This window comes from Stenotrophomonas sp. (assembly GCF_050737075.1).
Lineage (GTDB): Bacteria > Pseudomonadota > Gammaproteobacteria > Xanthomonadales > Xanthomonadaceae > Stenotrophomonas.
This window is the reverse complement of the sequence record NZ_JBOHXV010000093.1, coordinates 1-16,721: the sequence shown is the minus strand read 5'-3', so window position 1 is coordinate 16,721 and position 16,721 is coordinate 1. Positions and strand designations below refer to the sequence as shown.

15 protein-coding genes are annotated in these 16,721 nt (G+C 68.7%); 7 read left to right on the top strand and 8 right to left on the bottom strand.

The genetic code is table 11. The annotated features are described in order from the left end of the window. Positions 1 to 10: 10 nt before the first annotated feature. The 7 genes from rpsB to ACREPD_RS18105 all read right to left on the bottom strand — a co-directional run bounded on the left by rpsB (position 11) and on the right by ACREPD_RS18105 (position 6,774). On the bottom strand, positions 11 to 820 hold the full coding sequence (gene rpsB / locus ACREPD_RS18135) for a 30S ribosomal protein S2 (RefSeq protein ID WP_431600612.1): 810 nt from the start codon (positions 818 to 820) through the stop codon (positions 11 to 13). Positions 821 to 1,033: 213 nt separating this feature from the next. After that, on the bottom strand, positions 1,034 to 1,750 hold the full coding sequence (locus ACREPD_RS18130) for a fimbrial biogenesis chaperone (protein WP_431600611.1): 717 nt from the start codon (positions 1,748 to 1,750) through the stop codon (positions 1,034 to 1,036). Next, entirely contained in the window at positions 1,729 to 2,001 is a 273-nt protein-coding gene (locus ACREPD_RS18125; protein WP_431600610.1) for a hypothetical protein, read from the bottom strand. The genes ACREPD_RS18130 and ACREPD_RS18125 overlap by 22 nt, the downstream gene beginning before the upstream one ends. A gap of 62 nt (positions 2,002 to 2,063) precedes the next feature. Next, positions 2,064 to 3,092 (bottom strand): Csu type fimbrial protein, encoded by a 1,029-nt coding sequence (locus ACREPD_RS18120; RefSeq protein WP_431600615.1) that lies wholly within the window; start codon positions 3,090 to 3,092, stop codon positions 2,064 to 2,066. Positions 3,093 to 3,094: 2 nt separating this feature from the next. Continuing rightward, positions 3,095 to 5,536: a fimbria/pilus outer membrane usher protein gene (locus ACREPD_RS18115; protein WP_431600609.1), complete on the bottom strand. Its 2,442-nt coding sequence runs from the start codon at positions 5,534 to 5,536 to the stop codon at positions 3,095 to 3,097. Further along, a complete protein-coding gene (locus ACREPD_RS18110) occupies positions 5,487 to 6,242 on the bottom strand; it encodes a fimbrial biogenesis chaperone (protein ID WP_431600608.1) in 756 nt (251 codons plus the stop codon). Before ACREPD_RS18110 ends, ACREPD_RS18115 begins: the two co-directional genes overlap by 50 nt. Positions 6,243 to 6,249: 7 nt before the next feature. Beyond that, positions 6,250 to 6,774, bottom strand: a complete 525-nt coding sequence (locus ACREPD_RS18105; protein WP_431600607.1) for a Csu type fimbrial protein — start codon at positions 6,772 to 6,774, stop codon at positions 6,250 to 6,252. 259 nt (positions 6,775 to 7,033) lie between these two features. Between ACREPD_RS18105 and map the strand changes: the two genes are divergently transcribed. The 6 genes from map to dapE are packed head-to-tail and all read left to right on the top strand — an operon-like array spanning position 7,034 to position 13,902. Continuing rightward, positions 7,034 to 7,807 carry a type I methionyl aminopeptidase gene (gene map / locus ACREPD_RS18100; protein WP_421570354.1) on the top strand — a complete coding sequence of 258 codons (774 nt, stop codon included), beginning with the start codon at positions 7,034 to 7,036 and terminating at the stop codon, positions 7,805 to 7,807. A 20-nt stretch (positions 7,808 to 7,827) separates the two neighbouring features. Then, positions 7,828 to 10,449 carry a [protein-PII] uridylyltransferase gene (locus ACREPD_RS18095; protein WP_431600614.1) on the top strand — a complete coding sequence of 874 codons (2,622 nt, stop codon included), beginning with the start codon at positions 7,828 to 7,830 and terminating at the stop codon, positions 10,447 to 10,449. Beyond that, complete coding sequence (gene dapD, locus ACREPD_RS18090) at positions 10,449 to 11,501, top strand: 2,3,4,5-tetrahydropyridine-2,6-dicarboxylate N-succinyltransferase (protein WP_431600606.1); 1,053 nt, start codon at positions 10,449 to 10,451, stop codon at positions 11,499 to 11,501. Before ACREPD_RS18095 ends, dapD begins: the two co-directional genes overlap by 1 nt. After that, positions 11,498 to 12,370, top strand: a complete 873-nt coding sequence (locus ACREPD_RS18085; protein ID WP_431600613.1) for a hypothetical protein — start codon at positions 11,498 to 11,500, stop codon at positions 12,368 to 12,370. The genes dapD and ACREPD_RS18085 overlap by 4 nt, the downstream gene beginning before the upstream one ends. Before the next feature lie 45 nt (positions 12,371 to 12,415). Then, the gene (locus tag ACREPD_RS18080; RefSeq protein WP_431600605.1) at positions 12,416 to 12,778 is read left to right on the top strand and encodes an arsenate reductase; all 363 of its coding nucleotides are present in this window, start codon (positions 12,416 to 12,418) and stop codon (positions 12,776 to 12,778) included. Beyond that, a complete protein-coding gene (dapE, locus tag ACREPD_RS18075) occupies positions 12,775 to 13,902 on the top strand; it encodes a succinyl-diaminopimelate desuccinylase (RefSeq protein WP_431600604.1) in 1,128 nt (375 codons plus the stop codon). Before ACREPD_RS18080 ends, dapE begins: the two co-directional genes overlap by 4 nt. A 25-nt stretch (positions 13,903 to 13,927) precedes the next feature. On the opposite strand, the gene ACREPD_RS18070 is transcribed toward dapE, so the two are convergent. Further along, the gene (locus ACREPD_RS18070; protein WP_431600603.1) at positions 13,928 to 14,611 is read right to left on the bottom strand and encodes a pentapeptide repeat-containing protein; all 684 of its coding nucleotides are present in this window, start codon (positions 14,609 to 14,611) and stop codon (positions 13,928 to 13,930) included. A gap of 366 nt (positions 14,612 to 14,977) precedes the next feature. On the opposite strand from ACREPD_RS18070, the gene asnB reads away from it, so the two are divergent. Continuing rightward, a complete protein-coding gene (gene asnB, locus ACREPD_RS18065) occupies positions 14,978 to 16,672 on the top strand; it encodes an asparagine synthase B (protein ID WP_431600602.1) in 1,695 nt (564 codons plus the stop codon). Positions 16,673 to 16,721 lie beyond the last annotated feature (49 nt).

The window sequence follows — 16,721 nt, the reverse complement described above, 5'->3', positions numbered from 1 at the left end:
CGGGCCTGGATCAGGCCTGGGCTTCGCCAGCCTTGTCGGCAGCAGCCTTCTTGGCCGGAGCGCGGCGAGCCGGCTTGGCTTCTTCGCCAGCCGCAGCTTCGGCGAAGTCTTCTTCACGGACGGTGGCGGCGTGCGGAGCGGCAGCCTTGCCTTCCAGCACGGCGTCGGCGGCAGCGCGGGCGTACAGCTGCACGGCGCGGATGGCGTCGTCGTTGCCCGGGATCGCGTAGTCGACCAGTTCCGGGTTGTAGTTGGTATCCACCACGGCGATCACCGGGATGCCGAGCTTCTTGGCTTCCTTGATGGCGATGTCTTCGTGGCCGATATCGATGACGAAGATCGCGTCCGGCAGACGGTTCATGTCCTTGATGCCGCCCAGCGAGGCTTCCAGCTTGTCACGCTCGCGACGCAGGCCCAGCACTTCGTGCTTGACCAGCTTCTCGAACGAACCGTCGGTTTCGCCGGCTTCCAGTTCCTTCAGGCGGGCAACCGACTGCTTCACGGTGCGGAAGTTGGTCAGCGTGCCGCCCAGCCAACGCTGGTTCATGAACGGCATGCCGCAACGCTCGGCTTCCTCACGGATCGATTCGCGGGCGCTGCGCTTGGTGCCCAGGAACAGGATGGTGCCGCGCTTCTGGGCAATGCTGGAAATGAAGTTCATCGCGTCATTGAAGAGCGGAACGGTCTTTTCCAGGTTGATGATGTGGATCTTGCCGCGGGCGCCGAAGATGTACTGGCCCATCTTGGGGTTCCAGTAACGGGTCTGGTGGCCGAAATGGACGCCGGCTTCCAGCATCTGACGCATGGTGACCTGGGGCATTGCACTACTCCTGATAGGGAACCGGCCGCCACGGGTAATAGTTGGGCGGTCCGCCGTGAGGCGGGTGGTTCCGGGGTTTGGCTTCCCTGTCGCTTCCGTGTCCGAACTCCTCGCGGAGCACCCCGGCACGGATATGGGCGGCAGGTGTGGATTCACCGGTGACGTCCGGTGTTGACGGGTTTCCTGCGCCAAGGCGCGAAGAAATCCGGTCGATTATAGCCCGGGCAGGGCCAGTGGTGCAATTGGCGGGGTCGGGCTGGCCAGCGGCTGCCGCGCCGCCTCGCCCAGCCGGGCGCTGAAGTGGCCGCCGGCGTAGGCCGCGGCCGGCCCGGGCAGGGGCCAGCGGCGCGAGCGCTGGGCCAGCACGTAACCGGCCAGGTCGGGCAGGATCGGGCGCTCGCGGCCCTCGGCGTCGATGAACACCAGGTCGGCCAGGCGCGCGTGGCTGCGGCCGGCATTGTAGAGCTCCAGCGTGGCGGTGTCGGCCTCGGCATGCACCTGCACGGTCAGGGCGGGCGCGGCCGCAGGCTCCGGCCCGGAAATGAACACCGGCAGCGATACCTGCAGCGGCGGGCTGTCGGCGCCGGCGCGGATGACCAGCCGGTACCCCTGTTCGGTGGCTGGCGCGGGACCGAGCCGGACCACCCGCACGCGCTGGCGCGCGTGTGCGGCCAGGGTCAGCATGGTCGGGCTCAGGGCCACGTCCTGCGCGGGCACCAGCACTTCAGCCGCGTGGGTCTGGTCCCAGTGATACAGCCGGGCCTGCCCGCTCCAGGGGCGTGCCGCCTCGTTGTACAGCCACAGCTCGCCATCGGGCTGGCCGGGCGCGAGGGTGACCCGCAGCGGTGAGACCTCCAGCGCCTCAACCGGCCAAGACAGCAGCAGCGCCAGCAGCGCCCAGACGGGGGTCAGAACGTGAGGGTGAGCCATGGGCGCGCGTCGTCATCGTCGCCGTCCGGGGCTGGGGTGAGGGCCTGCACCTGCGGTGCGGCGGGGGTGTCGTCATCGCTGCGCTGGTGCGCCACCGCGCAGCCCGCAGCCGCGTCCGCGGCGTCCAGCGCGCAGGCGTCGACGATCTGGAGGTGCACGCGCAGCGGCGCGGCCGGGTCGGCCAGGGCCGTCGGCAGGCAGCACAGCAGGGCGGCGCTCAGGGCGAGGCGAACTCGGGTGCGTCGGTTCATCCGGATCGGCTGCGAGGGGTCGCTGGCGATATCGACCTGCCGACGCCGGACTTGAGTGCCACTCAGTAAGTGATCGTCACCTTGATCTGGTCGTTGTAGCTGCCGGCGGCCACCGGACCCACGCTGGCCGGCGCACGGCCGTACACGGTGATCTGCTGGGCGCCGCCGTTCCCCGTGCCGGCGACCACGTCGACATTGGTCGTGCTGCCCCAGCGCTGGCTGCGGTTGCTGTCGCTGTAGAGCTCGTAGGGAATGAACCACGCCGGGTTGGTGGTGTGCTGCATGCGCCTTGTCGTGCCGGAGGCGTACAGGCCGTTGTCCAGCGCGATGCTGTAGGCGGTGCGGTTGAGGCAGGTGAGTCCGATGGTCGAGGTGCGGTCGATGTTGGCCGCAATCGCGCCGGCGTTGCTGCCGAAGTCCATGTCGGTGGTGACATAGGTGCTGCACTGGGGCAGCACGTTGGCGGTGACCGTGAACGGGAAGCCGCCGGTGGCGACTTTGTGGCCACTGACGCCGCTGAGGCTGGTGCACAGCGGCGGCGCGGTGGCGGTGCCCAGCAGCACCTCGTTGAACGCGTATTCCAGGCGCACATTGGCCAGGCTGAAGGCGCTGCTGTAGCCGCCGGACGACAGCGTCTGCAACGCCGGTACCCGGCCGTAGATCACCACCGTGGCTTCGCCGCTACCGCCCAGCAGGGGCACGGAGTAGTTGAGATCAACGACCAGGGCCGCGGGGCTGGCACCCGGCGTCAGGCCCCAGATCGTGCTCATCGCTGCCGATGTATACAGCTGGTAGCCCATCGGATCGCCGGTGCCGTTGGTCATCTGGCGCAGCGGCGACAGCGTTGCGCCGGTGCTGCCGGTACCCAGTCCCACGCAGGCGCGCACCGAGGCCGTGGCCAGCAGGCTGAGCCCGGCGGTGCTGCAGGTGATCTTGAAGGTGGTCGTGCTGGTGGTGGGAGTGCCGGCGGCATTGGTGATGTTGCCGAATGCCAGGGTGACCGGGGTGGTGGTGGTGCACGTGGTATCGGCACGCGCGGCGCCGGCAACGCCCAGCGCCACCAGCAGCATCCAGGGTAGCCACGCGCGCAGGCTCATCGCGCCGGATCCGGCAGGCAGCGCAGCGGACCCACCCGGGCCGGCGCGCTGCCGTTGGCATAGTCCATGCTCAGCGTGACCCGGCACCGGCCCTGCGTGGTCTCGACCTGCAGCGGGGTCCGGGCCGGCAGGTCTTCCAGATAGGCTTCGCCGTCGTAGCCCACCGTGGCGCGGCGGCCGTCGGGCAGTTGCACCTGGCTGCCTGCCGCCAGCGGGCGGTCCCGCGCATCGTGCAGCACCACGGTGGTGGCGCGGGTCCGGCGCAGACCGAAGTCCACCCCCAACCCGGCACTCTGCCGCGGCGTGACCCAGGTATCGACCCGATCGGCACGCATGTCGGCGGGCAGGTCGAGGGTGTCGATCGACAGCCGGTTGCGCTGCCAGGACAGCAGTGGCGTCACCAGCAGCAGGCCCTTGTCGTTGGTGACCCCGATCGGCCGGTTTTCCAGCCGCACCGGAATGCCGCCGAAGCCATCGGTGGACACCACCGCGAACGCGTCGGGCACTTCGCGCGCCGCGAACAGGCGGCCGCCCATCCAGACCACGCTGCCGCTGGCGTTGGCATAGGCGAAGTCGGTGTCGCCCTGGCGGGCCACCCCCAGCGAGTAGCGGCCCACCCGGTTCAGCCAGCCCAGCTCGGCCAGCCCGCCGGTGCCGTCGTCGCCGTGCCGCGCCTGGACGCGCCAGCCAACCCCGCCCTGGCTGCCATCGCCGGGCACCGGCTGCGACACGTCCACGGCGTACAGGTTGCGGTCGCCGTTGCGCTGCGCCGACACGCTGCCCTGCCGGTTGTTCCCCAGGTTCACCGACAGCGACAGGTAGACGCTGCGGTCGCGGCTGTCCGACAGGTTCTGGTTGGCGGATACGTAGGCGGAAAAGCGCTCGGAGAAGGTGCGGTTCCAGAACAGGCTGGCATATCGGGTGTCGTCGCCGTCGGGGTAGGACAGCCGCACATAGCTCGCGCTGAGCGAACCGCCGCGTCCCAGGCTGGCGCCGACCGTGAGCTGGTCGATCACGTCTGGCGGCAGTGCCCCCTGCAGGCTGCCCAGGTCCTGGTAATCCCCGTGGGTGCGCCGGGTCGCCGCATTGACGTTGAATACCCGGTTGTTCCAGCTGTAGCCCAGCGCCCATTGGCCGCCGTCGCGTCCATCGCGCCGGCTGTGCGCGTAGGACGCGTTGAGTACGCCGGCCTGGCCCAGCAGCAGCCACCCGCCGGCGCCGGCGGTCGCCACCCCGCCGCCGCCTTCGGCATGCAGCTCGGCCGTGAAGCGGTTGCTGGCGCCGTAGCGCCAGGTGCCGCTGCCCACCGTGGCGCTGTCGTAGGAAAACGAGCGGATGCCGTAGTCGCGACGCATGCGGCCGGCCCCGATTGACCAGTCCGACAAACCCTGGGCCAGCAGCTGCTGGGTGCCGTAGAAGGCGAAGTCCAGCGTCTGCATGCGCCCGAATGCATCGGTGATCACCACCTGCGCATTGCCGGTGCCGCTGATGCCGGGTTGTGCCGCCAGCTGGAACGGGCCCACCGGCACCTCGCCGTTGTACTGGCGCAGGCCGTCCACATACAGCTCGACGCTGGACGGCACCACGGCCTCGCCGAGGAAGCTGGGGGTGGGGGTCAGCACCCGGTAGGGCTGCAGGCCATAGTTGCGCCCGACCTGGACGCCGCCCATGCGCACCGGCCGGCTCCAGTCGACGAAGCCGCTGAAGAAATCGCCGACGGTGAGGGTGACCGCGCTGTCGGGGAAGTCCAGCTGCCAGCGGCTGTCCAGGCGCACGCTCTCGCCGCGCCAGCCGTCGCCGACCCCGTCCTGGAAAGTGCGCAGCAGCTGGCTGCTCTGCAGGACGCCGCGGCCGATGCCGAACACCCGCCACTCGGTGGTAAGGGCCAGGTTGCCGACGTCCTGGTTGTGGCTGGCGTACACGTCGTAGTTGAGCAGCGCGCCCGGCGAGGCGCTCGCCGCCGGCGTGGTGACGGCGTCCGGGCCGAGTTCGGTGGTGGGCAGGCTCAGCTGTGACAGGGGTACTTCCAGGGCGAGGGTCTGCAGCGAGGCGTCGTAGCGCATCACCACGCCGCCGATCTGCTCCAGCGGTACCGGCGCCTCGCCGCGCGCACTGAAGCCCAGTTGGCGCAGTACCGCCGGATCGGCGCGCAGCTCACCGGCCAGTTCGGTGAACGGCAGCAGCCCGCGCGGGCTGCCATTGAGGGTGACCTCCAGGTACAGCGTCTGTGGCGCCGTCAGCGGCGTGGGCGAGGGCAGCATCGCCTCACCCGACGCGCCACTGGCCCCGATGTCGGCCGCGCCTTCGGCGGTTTCCCCGGCGGCACGCGCAGCGGGGGCAAGACCCGACGAAACCACGCCCGTCGCCAGCGCGATGCGCACGCAGGCCTCAGCGAGCCGGTGGCGTCGGGGACAGTGGCGTGGGATCCGACGCGCCATTGATCTTTGCCGAAAGCGTCGCCCCGGCCATGCGGGCGGCAGTGATGTCCAGCGGCCAGCGCATGGTCTGGCCGCCGAGTACGTAGCCCACCAGCCCGGGTTGGAAGATCTGCGGCTGCTGCGGCGTGCCGACCGCCAGGTCGGCCAGCTGGGCGTGGCCGCCGCCGCGGTTGTGGACCTCCAGCACCAGCGTGCCGTCGGCCTGCGGCAGCACGCGTGCCTGCAGGTCGGGCGTTGGCGCCGCGACGCCCTCGGGTTGGATGAACACCGGCAGCGAATAGCGCAGCACGAACTGCATGCCCTGCCGTGTGGGGTCCAGGGTCGGGACTTCATCGACGATGACGCGATAGGCCAGCTGGGTCGTCGGCGGGTCGGGGTGCGCGCGGACCACCCGGATCAACTGCTGCTGCCCGGCCGCGAGGGACTGCATCGGCGGGCTCACCACCAGATCATTGGTCGGGTCCAACGTGTCGCGGCCATCGCGCTGGGTCCAGCGGTATACCCGCGCCTGCACGTTTACCGGGGCGGTGCCGGTGTTGCTGATCCACAGTGCCTCGGCGTTCTGGCGCGACGTGAGCTGCAGCGAGGTGGGGGCCACCTGCAGGCTGGCCGCCTGCACGCCCCCAGCGCCGGCGACCCATGCCAGGGCGCACGCGCAAAGCGCCACCATGGAGCGCCGAAGGCGCCCCGGTTCGAGAGCTGACATGGCGGCCTCAGTACGAGATGGTCGCGGTGACCGTGTCCTGGTAGTTACCGGTGGCGGCGTTGTTCACGCTGGGGTTGGCCACCTGACCGTAGATCGGATACGCCTGGGCCAGCCCGTTGCCGGTACCGGCAACGGTATTGGTGCCGGCGGTGGCACCCCATACGGTGGTGTGCCCGGCATTGGAATACAGTTGGTATCCGACGAAATTGTTGGTGGTGATCGCCGCGTTGGTATTGATCATCCGCCGGGTGGTCACGTCGTTGGCCGTGCCCGCGTTGGAGCCGGCATTGAGCGAAATGGTGTATGGCGTCAGCGCCGAGCACTGCGCGGTGACCGAGCCCTGGGCATTGGACGGGGTGGTGGCGGTGGACAGGGCCGAACCGAAATCGACGTCGGTCGCCGCCGCGGCCGTGATCGTGCACGCCTTGGTGATGATGATCTTGACGTTGAAGGTCGTGGTGTCGGCCGCCAGGGCCGGTGCGGAAACGGCCACGAGGCCGAGGCTGAACAGCAGGGGTTGCAGGGATCGCATGGGTTTTCTCCTTGGACGAGGTCCTGGATGAACGAATCGATGCCGCCGTACTGCAGGGGGAGGGCGCCCGGAGGTGCTGATCCCGTTATAAGAGCGTGGTTGTAGGGGGGGTGTGACGAAAAGTGGCCGGTTTTCACACTTTTTGCGTTCACGCCACGGGTCCCGGGGCCGCTCCGGGCCGCCACCGGTCCGAACCTGGGCTGTCAGCGTTCCAGCCATTCCCGTTCAGAATGGCTCCGGATCGGCGATAATGGGCGCCATGAGCGTGAATCTGAAAACTCCCCAGGAAATCGAACTGATGCGCATCGCCGGCCGTCTGGCCAGCGAAGTGCTCGACATCGTCACCCCGTACGTCAAGCCGGGCGTGACGACCGAAGAGCTGGACCGCATCTGCCACGACCACATCATCAATGTGCAGAAGGCCACGCCGGCCAACGTCGGCTACCGCGGCTTCCCGAAAACGGTGTGCACGTCGGTCAACAACGTCATCTGCCACGGCATTCCGAGTGAAGCCAAGGTCCTGAAGGAGGGCGACATCGTCAACATCGATGTCACCGTGATCAAGGACGGTTGGCACGGCGACACCAGCCGCATGTACTACGCCGGCACGCCGTCGACGATGGCCCGCCGCCTGGTCGACACCACCTACCAGGCGATGTGGGCCGGCATTCGTGCGGTCAAGCCGGGTGCCACGCTGGGCGACATCGGCCATGCCATCCAGTCGCTGGCCGAAGGCGAGCGCTTCAGCGTGGTGCGCGAGTACTGCGGCCATGGCATCGGCAAGGTCTACCACGATGAGCCGCAGGTGGTGCATTACGGGCGTCCGGGCCAGGGCCTGGTGCTGCAGCCGGGCATGACCTTCACCATCGAGCCGATGATCAACGAGGGCACCCGCTACAACAAGGTGCTGCCCGATGGCTGGACCGTGGTCACCAAGGACCGCAAGCTGTCGGCACAGTGGGAACACATGATCGCGGTCACCGAGACCGGCGTGGATGTGCTGACCCTGTCGCCCGGCGAATCGCAGGTCTGAGCATGTTGCCGGCGAGCCCGATGATGGACGCGCCGGCCGACGCCGTCGCCGACCCCGAGTGGGCGGCGCAGGCGCGCCAGACCCTGCAGCAGGCCGATGCGCGGCTGTATCGCCGCTTCGACCAGGGCGACAACATCGAGCGGTTGCTGGCGTTGCGCGCCCGCGCGGCCGACCACCTGATCCGCCTCGCCTGGCAGCGCTGCGTACCGGCCGACGTCGGCCTGGCGTTGTTCGCGGTGGGTGGTTATGGACGCGGCGAACTGTTCCCGCGTTCGGACATCGACCTGCTCGTGCTCGGCGCGAGCACGGCGCAGCGTGCCCATGAGGCCGCACTGGCCCGCTTGTTCGCCCTGCTGTGGGATTGCGGCCTGCCGGTCAGCCATGCGGTGCGCTCGGCGCAGGAATGCGTGCAGGCCAGCGCCGACCAGACCGTGCTCACCGCATTGATCGAATCGCGCCCGCTGGTGGCCGACGAGGCCGCGCGGCAGGCACTGAAGCAGGCGGTCAACAGCGACGGCCTGTGGCCGCCGCGCGAGTTCTTCCTGGCCAAGCGCGACGAACTGTTGGCCCGCCACCAGCGCTTCGGCGACACCGCCGACAACCTGGAGCCGGACATCAAGGACGGCCCGGGCGGGCTGCGCGACCTCAATACCCTGGGCTGGATGGCCCTGCGCGCGTTTGGCGTGCGCGAACTGGAAGCACTGGTCGGGCTGGGCCACCTGGGCCCGGACGAGGCCGCCGCGCTGCGCCGCGAACGCTGTGCGCTGGCGCAGCTGCGCTTCGGCCTGCACCTGGTGGCCAACCGGCCGGAAGAACGGCTGCGGTTCGACTACCAGAAGACCCTGGCGGCGCGGCTCGGTTTTGCCGACGACGTGGAGAGTCTGGCCGTCGAGAAGATGATGCAGGGGTTCTACCGCAGCGCCACCGTGGTGCGGCGGATCAGCGACCGGCTGCTGCAGCGGTTTGAAGAACAGTTCGATGGCGAGGCCGTGCCCGAACCGGTGAGCGTGGGCTTCTCGCTGCGCCGGGGTTACCTGGCGGCGAATGATCCGCAGTGGCCGCAGGGCGATATCGAGCAGGTGTTCGCGCTGTTCTCCAGCTGGGCCTACAACCCCGATGTGCGCGGCCTGCATTCGCTCACCGCCCGCGCGCTGGCTGAAGCGCTGGCCGAGCTCCCGGCGTACAGCGACGCCAGTGCCGCGGCGCGCGAGCAGTTCATGGCGTTGCTGCGCAGCCCGCGCGCGGTCGACACGCTGGCGCGCATGGCCCGCCTGGGCGTGCTGGGCCAGTGGATTCCGGCGTTCGCACAGGTGTCCGGGCGCATGCAGTTCGATCTGTTCCATGTGTACACCGTGGACCAGCACACGCTGATGGTCCTGCGCAACATCGGCCTGTTCGCCAGCAGCCGCGCCGACGAACGTTTCTCGATCGCGCATGAAGTGTGGCCGCGCCTGCGCAAGCCCGAACTGCTGCTGTTGGCCGGGCTGTTCCATGACATCGCCAAGGGCCGTGGCGGCGATCATTCCGAACTGGGTGCCGTCGATGCGCGCGAATTCTGCCAGGCGCATGCGCTGGGCAGTTCGGACACCGAGCTGGTGGCGTGGCTGGTCGAACAGCACCTGCGCATGTCGGTGACCGCGCAGAAGCAGGACATCTCCGACCCGGACGTGATTCAGCGCTTCGGCACCCTGGTGGCCAGCCGCGACCGGCTCGATTATCTCTATCTGCTGACCTGTGCCGACATCGCCGGGACCAGCCCGAAGCTGTGGAACGCCTGGAAGGACCGGCTGCTGGCCGACCTTTATTTCGCCGCGCGCCGCGCGCTGCGCGACGGCCTGGAAAACCAGATGCCGGCCGCAGAGCGCGTGCTGGAAGCGCGCGAATCGGTGCGTGCGCTGGTGCGCGAACGGGGCTATGACGATGCCACCATCGACCGCCAGTTCACCGTGATGCCGGACGAGAGTTTCATCCGCCTGCGCCCCGAACAGCTGGCCTGGCAGGCCGCCGCGCTGGTGCCGGTGAAGCAGGGCCAGACCCTGGTCAAGGTGCGCCGGATCAGCGCGGAAGACGATGCGCTGGAAGTGTTCGTGCATTCGCCCGACCGCGACGGCCTGTTCGCTGCGATCGTGATGACGCTGGACCGCAAGGGTTACGGCATCCACCGCGCGCGTGTGCTGGACGGGCCGGTCGAGACCATTTTCGATACCTTCGAAGTGACGCCGGCCGACAGCTTCGCCGATGGCGATGCGCCACGCCTGGAAGCGGCCCTGCGTGAGGCGCTGGCCGGCGACCTGACCCGCCTGCGTCCATCGCGGCGGGTGATTCCGCGCCAGCTGCGGCATTTCCGTTTCGCTCCGCGGATCGAGTTCCGCGATGCCAATGACAACGACACGGGCGGCACGCGCTTCAGCCTGGTGGCCCCCGACCGCCCCGGGCTGCTGGCCGACGTCGCCTTCGTGCTGCGCAACCAGGGCCTGCGCGTGCATGACGCGCGCATTGCCACGTTCGGCGAACGCGCCGAAGACATGTTCGTGATCAGCGATGAACACGACCGCCCCCTGACCGAAACCGCCAGGCAGCAGCTGCGTGACGCCATGCTGGCCTGCCTGGACCCTGATCGAAACGCCGGAGACCCCCACTGATGGCTACCAAGCCCGCCAAGAAGACTGCCGCCAAGACCGCGGCGGCCAAGAAGACCGTTGCCGCTGCCCCGGCCGTGAAGAAGACCGCTGCGAAGAAAGCCGCACCGGCGGTGAAGAAGGCGCCGGTCAAGAAGACCGCTGCCAGCAGTGCGGCCGAAACGGCCACCAAGCGCGCCGAGAACATCGCGCGCAAGTCGCTGCGCAAGCCGGCCATCCCGGGCGTGGAAGAACTCAAGTTCGGCATCGAAAGCGCCTTCGAGCGCCGCGCCACGCTGACCCTGCATGAGATCGAAGGCTCGACCAAGCCGCTGGTCGGCCGCGTCATCGACGGCCTGGAGACCGGCGAATTCCGCGTCGCCGAGCCTGACGGCCATGGTGGCTGGAAGGTCAACGAGTGGCTGAAGAAGGCGGTGCTGCTGTACTTCCGCGTCAACGACATGGCCGTGGTCGACGCACGTCCCGCGCCGTTCTGGGACAAGGTCGAGTCGCGCTTCGCCGGCTTCGATGAGGCCAAGTTCCGCCGCGCCGGCGTGCGCGTGGTGCCCGGCGCGATCGCGCGCCGCGGCAGCTACTTCGGCAAGGACGTGGTGCTGATGCCGAGCTTCACCAACATCGGCGCCTACGTGGGCGAGGGCACCATGGTCGACACCTGGGCCACGGTGGGTTCGTGCGCGCAGATCGGCAAGCATTGCCATCTTTCCGGCGGCGCCGGCATCGGCGGCGTGCTGGAGCCGCTGCAGGCCAGCCCCACCATCATCGAAGACCATTGCTTCATCGGCGCGCGTTCGGAAGTGGTGGAAGGCTTCGTGGTCGGCCACCACAGCGTGATCGGCATGGGCGTGTTCCTCGGCCAGAGCACCCGCGTCTACAACCGCGCCACCGGCGAGATCAGCTATGGCTCGGTGCCGCCGTACAGCGTGGTGGTCTCCGGCCAGCTGCCGTCCAAGGACGGTTCGCACTCGCTGTACTGTGCGGTGATCGTCAAGCAGGTGGATGCCAAGACGCGCAGCAAGACCAGCGTCAACGAGCTGCTGCGCGGCCTGGCCGACTGAGCCCGCCGCTGCCCGCATTGGCGCAGGCAGCGCGCTACCGGCACCCCGTCGCGGGGTGGCCGGGACGCGCGTTGCAGCGCCTGTTGGGCTGCACCCACCTGACCGCCGCGCGCCGCGCGCTGACCCGCGTGCTGCCGGTGCCGGCGTTGATCAGCGATGTATGCGAGGTGGTGTACCTGAGCTGGTGGGTGGACGTGCGCCACGCACCGCCGCCGCCCCCAGGCCATCGCCCGTTCGTGCATGGCGGGCGCACGCCCTACACCGTGCTGACCTACCGCCACGGCCATTTCGGCCCCGCAGTGGCGGGACCGTTGCGGCGTGTGTTTCCGTCGCCGCTGCAGAGCAACTGGCGCTGGTATGTGGTGCCGGACGACGCGCCCGCCGGGCTGGTCACGCCGAAGGTTCTGTTTGATCGAAACGTCATCGACACCGTGCTGCACGCGGTCGGCGCCAGGCTGTGCAGTGATGCGATGCAGCCGCATCTGGCCGCGCGTTTCGAACACGTGGTGGACGCGACGGGCGGCCTCACCGTGATCGAACCGGGGCAGGGCAGCGCGCCCGCGCTGCGGGCGCAGGTGCGTGCGGCGCAGGCGTGGCCGGACGCATGGGGTGCCGGCGCGTTCACCGACGCCGCGCAGGCGATGGCGTTCCTGGCCTGCCAGGACGCTGCCTTCGCGGTCGCACCGGATGGCCGGCTGGCGCTCACCCATATCGATCTGCCGATCGCGCTGGCGGACGTACAACCGCTGCAACTGCAGGCGCCGGTGACCTGCCCGCACCTCGCGGCGATGGGCGTCGACCTGGCCGAGGCGTTCTGTTTCCGGGTGCCGCAGGTACCGTTCCGGGTCGTGTCCGAACGGCTGTTGTGACATGCTTCGGCGGTCTTTCCTGATCGACGTTGTGCGGAGCGCGCCATGACCACCACCCTGTACGGATTGAAGAACTGCGACACCTGCAAGAAGGCCACCAAGTGGCTGGACCGTTTCCAGGTGCCGTACACCTTCGTCGACTATCGCGAGCACACGCCGTCGCCGGAGACGCTGGTCGCCTGGGCGGAGCAGGCCGGTGGTTTCCCCGCGCTGATCAACCGTTCCTCGACCACGTGGCGGCAGCTGCCCGAGAACCGCAAGGCCGCCGACTCGGCGGCGGAATGGAAGCTGCTGCTGCGCGAGTACCCGCAGCTGATCAAGCGCCCGGTGGTGGTCAGCGCCGACGGCGTGATGACCCAAGGCTTTTCGGACAACGGCTTCAAGCAGCGGTTCGGAGTAGGCGCGTGAACGACGTCGTGGCCTTGACCTGCGACCTGATCGCACGCGCCTCGGTAACCCCCGAGGACGCCGGCTGCCAAGCGCTGTTGGCCGCGCGGCTGGCGCGCGCGGGCTTCGATTGCGAGCACCTGCGGCTGGGCGAGGTCGACAACCTGTGGGCCACGCATGGCAGCGGTTCGCCGGTGCTGGTGCTGCTCGGCCACACCGACGTGGTGCCGGCCGGGCCGGTCTCGGACTGGACCAGCGATCCGTTCGATCCGCAGATCCGCGACGGCGTGCTGTACGGGCGCGGCGCGGCCGACATGAAGGGCAGCGTGGCCGCCTTCGTGGTGGCAGCCGAGCAGTTCGTCGCCGCCCATCCGGACCATCCGGGCACGCTGGCGGTGCTGCTGACCAGCGACGAGGAGGGCGATGCGATCGATGGGGTGCGTCGCGTGGCCGAGCTCTTCCGCACGCGCGGTCAGGCCATCGACTGGTGCATCACCGGTGAGCCGTCGTCCACTGCCGTGCTGGGTGATCTGCTGCGCGTCGGTCGCCGCGGCAGCCTCTCGGCCACGCTGACGGTGAAGGGCGTGCAGGGGCATGTTGCGTACCCGGACAAGGCGCGCAATCCGATCCACCTGGCGGCGGCGGCCCTGGCCGAACTGACCGCCCGGGAGTGGGACGACGGCTACGAGAGTTTCCCGCCGACCAGCCTGCAGGTGTCCAACATCCACGCCGGCACGGGTGCCAACAATGTGATCCCGGGTGAGCTGCAGGTGCTGTTCAATCTGCGCTACAACCCGCATTGGAGCGCACCGGTGCTGGAGCAGGAAATCGCCGCGCTGCTGGACCGTCATGCGCTTCAGTACACGCTGAAGTGGCATCGTAGCGGCGAGCCGTTCTATACGCCCGAAGGCACGCTGCGCCGCGTTGCGCGCGAGGTGCTGGGTGAATTCGCGGGTGCGCCACCGGAAGAAAGCACCGGCGGCGGCACGTCCGACGCGCGCTTCATCGCGCCGCTGGGTGCGCAGTGCATCGAAGTGGGGCCGGTGAATGCCAGCATCCACCAGGTGGACGAGAACGTGCGCGTGGCGGATCTGGAGCGCCTGCCGGCGCTTTACCAGCGGCTGATCGAGCGACTGCTGGCCTGAGGGCGTACCGACCAACGGTCGGTACCTACCCCACAATCAACCCGAACGCGGCCAATGCCGCGGCCGCCTGCTGCTGCGAAATCACCGCCTTTTTGAAGTGCTTGCTGTCCATCACGTTCAGCCCGCTGATATCGGTGCCACGCAGGTCCGCCCCTTCAAAACGCGTCAGCCGCGTCTGCGCATTGCGCAGGCTGCCGCCCTCGAACACCGCGTCGCGGAAGTCGCAGCCGGAGAGTTCGGCGTCTGAAAAATCCATGCCCTCCAGCTGCGCCTTGCGGAACGACAGGCCGCGCAGGTCGGCGCTGACCAGCAGGCAGTCGCGGAATTCCAGCGCCCAGCCGGTCACCTCCTGCAGGTGCGCACCGGTCAGCTTGCAGTCCTCGAAGCGCACCGACGACAGTGTCGCGCGGCGCCAGTGGCTGTTGTTGAGATCGCAGTGCGAGAAGCGCGCGTCGCTGAGCAGGGCCGAGCTGAAATCGCAGTGGCCACCCCGGCATTTCGTCCACTGGGTTTCTTCCAGCGACGCGGCCAGCCAGCTGGCACCGGCCAGCGAGCACTGCTCGAACTGGAACCCGTCCATGTCCAGCCGCGAAAAATCGCCGGCGTCGAAGGTGCAGGTGATGAACGTGGCCGTGCGTGGATGCGCGGCGACAATCGCCTGCATGCGTTCGCGGCCAATCGTTTCATCGCGGAAGACGGTCATGTTCATGCGGGCCATTGTCGTGGATCGCGGTGCATCGAAGCAGTCTTGTCCGCACCCGGAATGTGTGTACAGCCCGCGGGCCGCGGGTCGGCAGGGCCCGGAAGTTGCGACAGCAACTGTTGCACTGCACCCAAAACCCCGGTACGGTCGGATCCATGTCCTCGCTCCTGGCCACCGCCGTCAACAACACCAACCGCACTAATCTGCGCGCGAATAATCGTGCGCGGCCAATGCGGGACTGCGACCAGGGCTAGAACAAGCAACATACGCCCGGACCCCAGAAAACCCGCATCGGCCGATGCGGGTTTTTTTGTGGGTGGCCGGTTGAATGCCTGCGTTACGTGTATTCCCCCATCATCAGGAGCGGTTCCCATGTGTTCGATCTTTGGAATGTTCGGCCTGCAGGCCGGCGATGACCTCCCGGCGCTGCGCCGCCACGCGCTGGAGCTGTCGCAGCGCCAACGCCACCGTGGACCGGACTGGAGCGGCGTGTATGTCGACGCCGGCGCGATCCTGGTCCACGAGCGGCTGGCCATCGTGGACCCGGCCGGTGGCTCTCAGCCGCTGCTGTCCGAGGACGGCGGCCTGGCGCTGGCGGTCAACGGCGAGATCTACAACCATCGCGAACTCAAGGCCGAACTGGCCGAACCGTACGCCTTCCAGACCGGTTCGGACTGCGAAGTGATCAACGCCCTGTACCGGCAGGACACCCCGGCCTCGTTCCTCAACCGCCTCAACGGCATCTTCGCCTTCGCGCTGTGGGACCGCGACCAGCAGCGGGTGCTGATCGCACGCGATCCGATCGGCGTGGTGCCGCTGTACTGGGGGCACGACGCGCACGGCCGCCTGGTGGTGGCGTCCGAGCTGAAGTCGATCGTGGACATCTGCGCCGACGCCGCACAGTTCCCGCCGGGCCACTGGTACGACAGCGCCACCGACACGCTGACCCGTTACTACGCGCGTCCGTGGCGCGACTACGACGCGGTCGAAGGCGTGGAGGCCGACCGGGCCGCCCTGCGTGAGGCGTTCGAGCGCGCCGTGCACCGCCAGTTGATGACCGACGTGCCGTACGGCGTGCTGCTCTCCGGTGGCCTGGATTCTTCGCTGGTCGCCGCCGTGGCCGCGCGCTACGCCCGGCACCGGATCGAGGATGGCGACCAGAGCGAGGCCTGGTGGCCGCGGCTGCATTCCTTCGCGATCGGCCTGAAGGGTTCGCCCGACCTGGCTGCGGCCGCCGTCGCCGCCGAGGCGCTGGGCACCGTGCACCACGGGTTCGAATACACCTTCGAGGAAGGCCTGGACGCGCTGCCGGAAGTGATCCGCCACGTGGAAACCTACGACGTCACCACCATCCGCGCGTCGACGCCGATGTTCCTGCTGGCACGGCGGATCAAGGCGATGGGCGTGAAGATGGTGCTGTCGGGCGAGGGCAGCGACGAGATCTTCGGCGGCTACCTGTACTTCCACAAGGCGCCCAACGCGCGCGAGTTCCATGAAGAGCTGGTGCGCAAGCTCGATGCGCTCAACAACTACGACTGCCTGCGCGCCAACAAGTCGATGATGGCCTGGGGCGTGGAGCCGCGCGTGCCGTTCCTGGATCGCGAATTCCTCGATGTCGCCATGCGCATCGATGCGCGCCACAAGATGGTCGGGCAGGGGCCCAACGGTGCGCGCCGGATCGAGAAGGCGGTGCTGCGCGAGGCGTTCGACGGCTACCTGCCCGAATCGATCCTGTGGCGGCAGAAGGAGCAGTTCAGCGACGGGGTGGGCTACGGCTGGATCGACGGCCTGAAGGCACACGCCGAGGCCCAGATCAGCGACCGGGTGATGGCCGCGGCGGACAAGCGTTTCGTGCACAACCCGCCGCAGACCAAGGAGGCCTACTACTACCGCCACGTGTTCGAGCAGTTCTTCCCCACCCAGGCGGCGGCCGAAACGGTGCCGGGCGGCAAGTCGATCGCCTGTTCCTCGCCGGCGGCGATCGCCTGGGACGCCAGCTTCGCCGCCATGGCTGATCCCTCTGGTCGCGCCGTCGCAGGCGTACATGAGCAGGCCTTGGCGGGGTAGCGCCGGCCGTTGGCCGGCCCTCATGAACGATGCGATCCCTGCGTGGGCC

What these genes read in the sequence shown, in the direction of transcription:
- ACREPD_RS18070 (WP_431600603.1), bottom strand. Translation starts at nt 14,611, where the DNA reads ATGAACATGACCGTCTTCCGCGATGAAACGATTGGCCGCGAACGCATG.
- ACREPD_RS18130 (WP_431600611.1), bottom strand. Translation starts at nt 1,750, where the DNA reads ATGGCTCACCCTCACGTTCTGACCCCCGTCTGGGCGCTGCTGGCGCTG.
- ACREPD_RS18125 (WP_431600610.1), bottom strand. Translation starts at nt 2,001, where the DNA reads ATGAACCGACGCACCCGAGTTCGCCTCGCCCTGAGCGCCGCCCTGCTG.
- asnB (WP_431600602.1), top strand. Translation starts at nt 14,978, where the DNA reads ATGTGTTCGATCTTTGGAATGTTCGGCCTGCAGGCCGGCGATGACCTC.
- rpsB (WP_431600612.1), bottom strand. Translation starts at nt 820, where the DNA reads ATGCCCCAGGTCACCATGCGTCAGATGCTGGAAGCCGGCGTCCATTTC.
- ACREPD_RS18105 (WP_431600607.1), bottom strand. Translation starts at nt 6,774, where the DNA reads ATGCGATCCCTGCAACCCCTGCTGTTCAGCCTCGGCCTCGTGGCCGTT.
- dapD (WP_431600606.1), top strand. Translation starts at nt 10,449, where the DNA reads ATGGCTACCAAGCCCGCCAAGAAGACTGCCGCCAAGACCGCGGCGGCC.
- ACREPD_RS18095 (WP_431600614.1), top strand. Translation starts at nt 7,828, where the DNA reads ATGATGGACGCGCCGGCCGACGCCGTCGCCGACCCCGAGTGGGCGGCG.
- map (WP_421570354.1), top strand. Translation starts at nt 7,034, where the DNA reads ATGAGCGTGAATCTGAAAACTCCCCAGGAAATCGAACTGATGCGCATC.
- ACREPD_RS18115 (WP_431600609.1), bottom strand. Translation starts at nt 5,536, where the DNA reads ATGGCGCGTCGGATCCCACGCCACTGTCCCCGACGCCACCGGCTCGCT.
- ACREPD_RS18110 (WP_431600608.1), bottom strand. Translation starts at nt 6,242, where the DNA reads ATGTCAGCTCTCGAACCGGGGCGCCTTCGGCGCTCCATGGTGGCGCTT.
- ACREPD_RS18080 (WP_431600605.1), top strand. Translation starts at nt 12,416, where the DNA reads ATGACCACCACCCTGTACGGATTGAAGAACTGCGACACCTGCAAGAAG.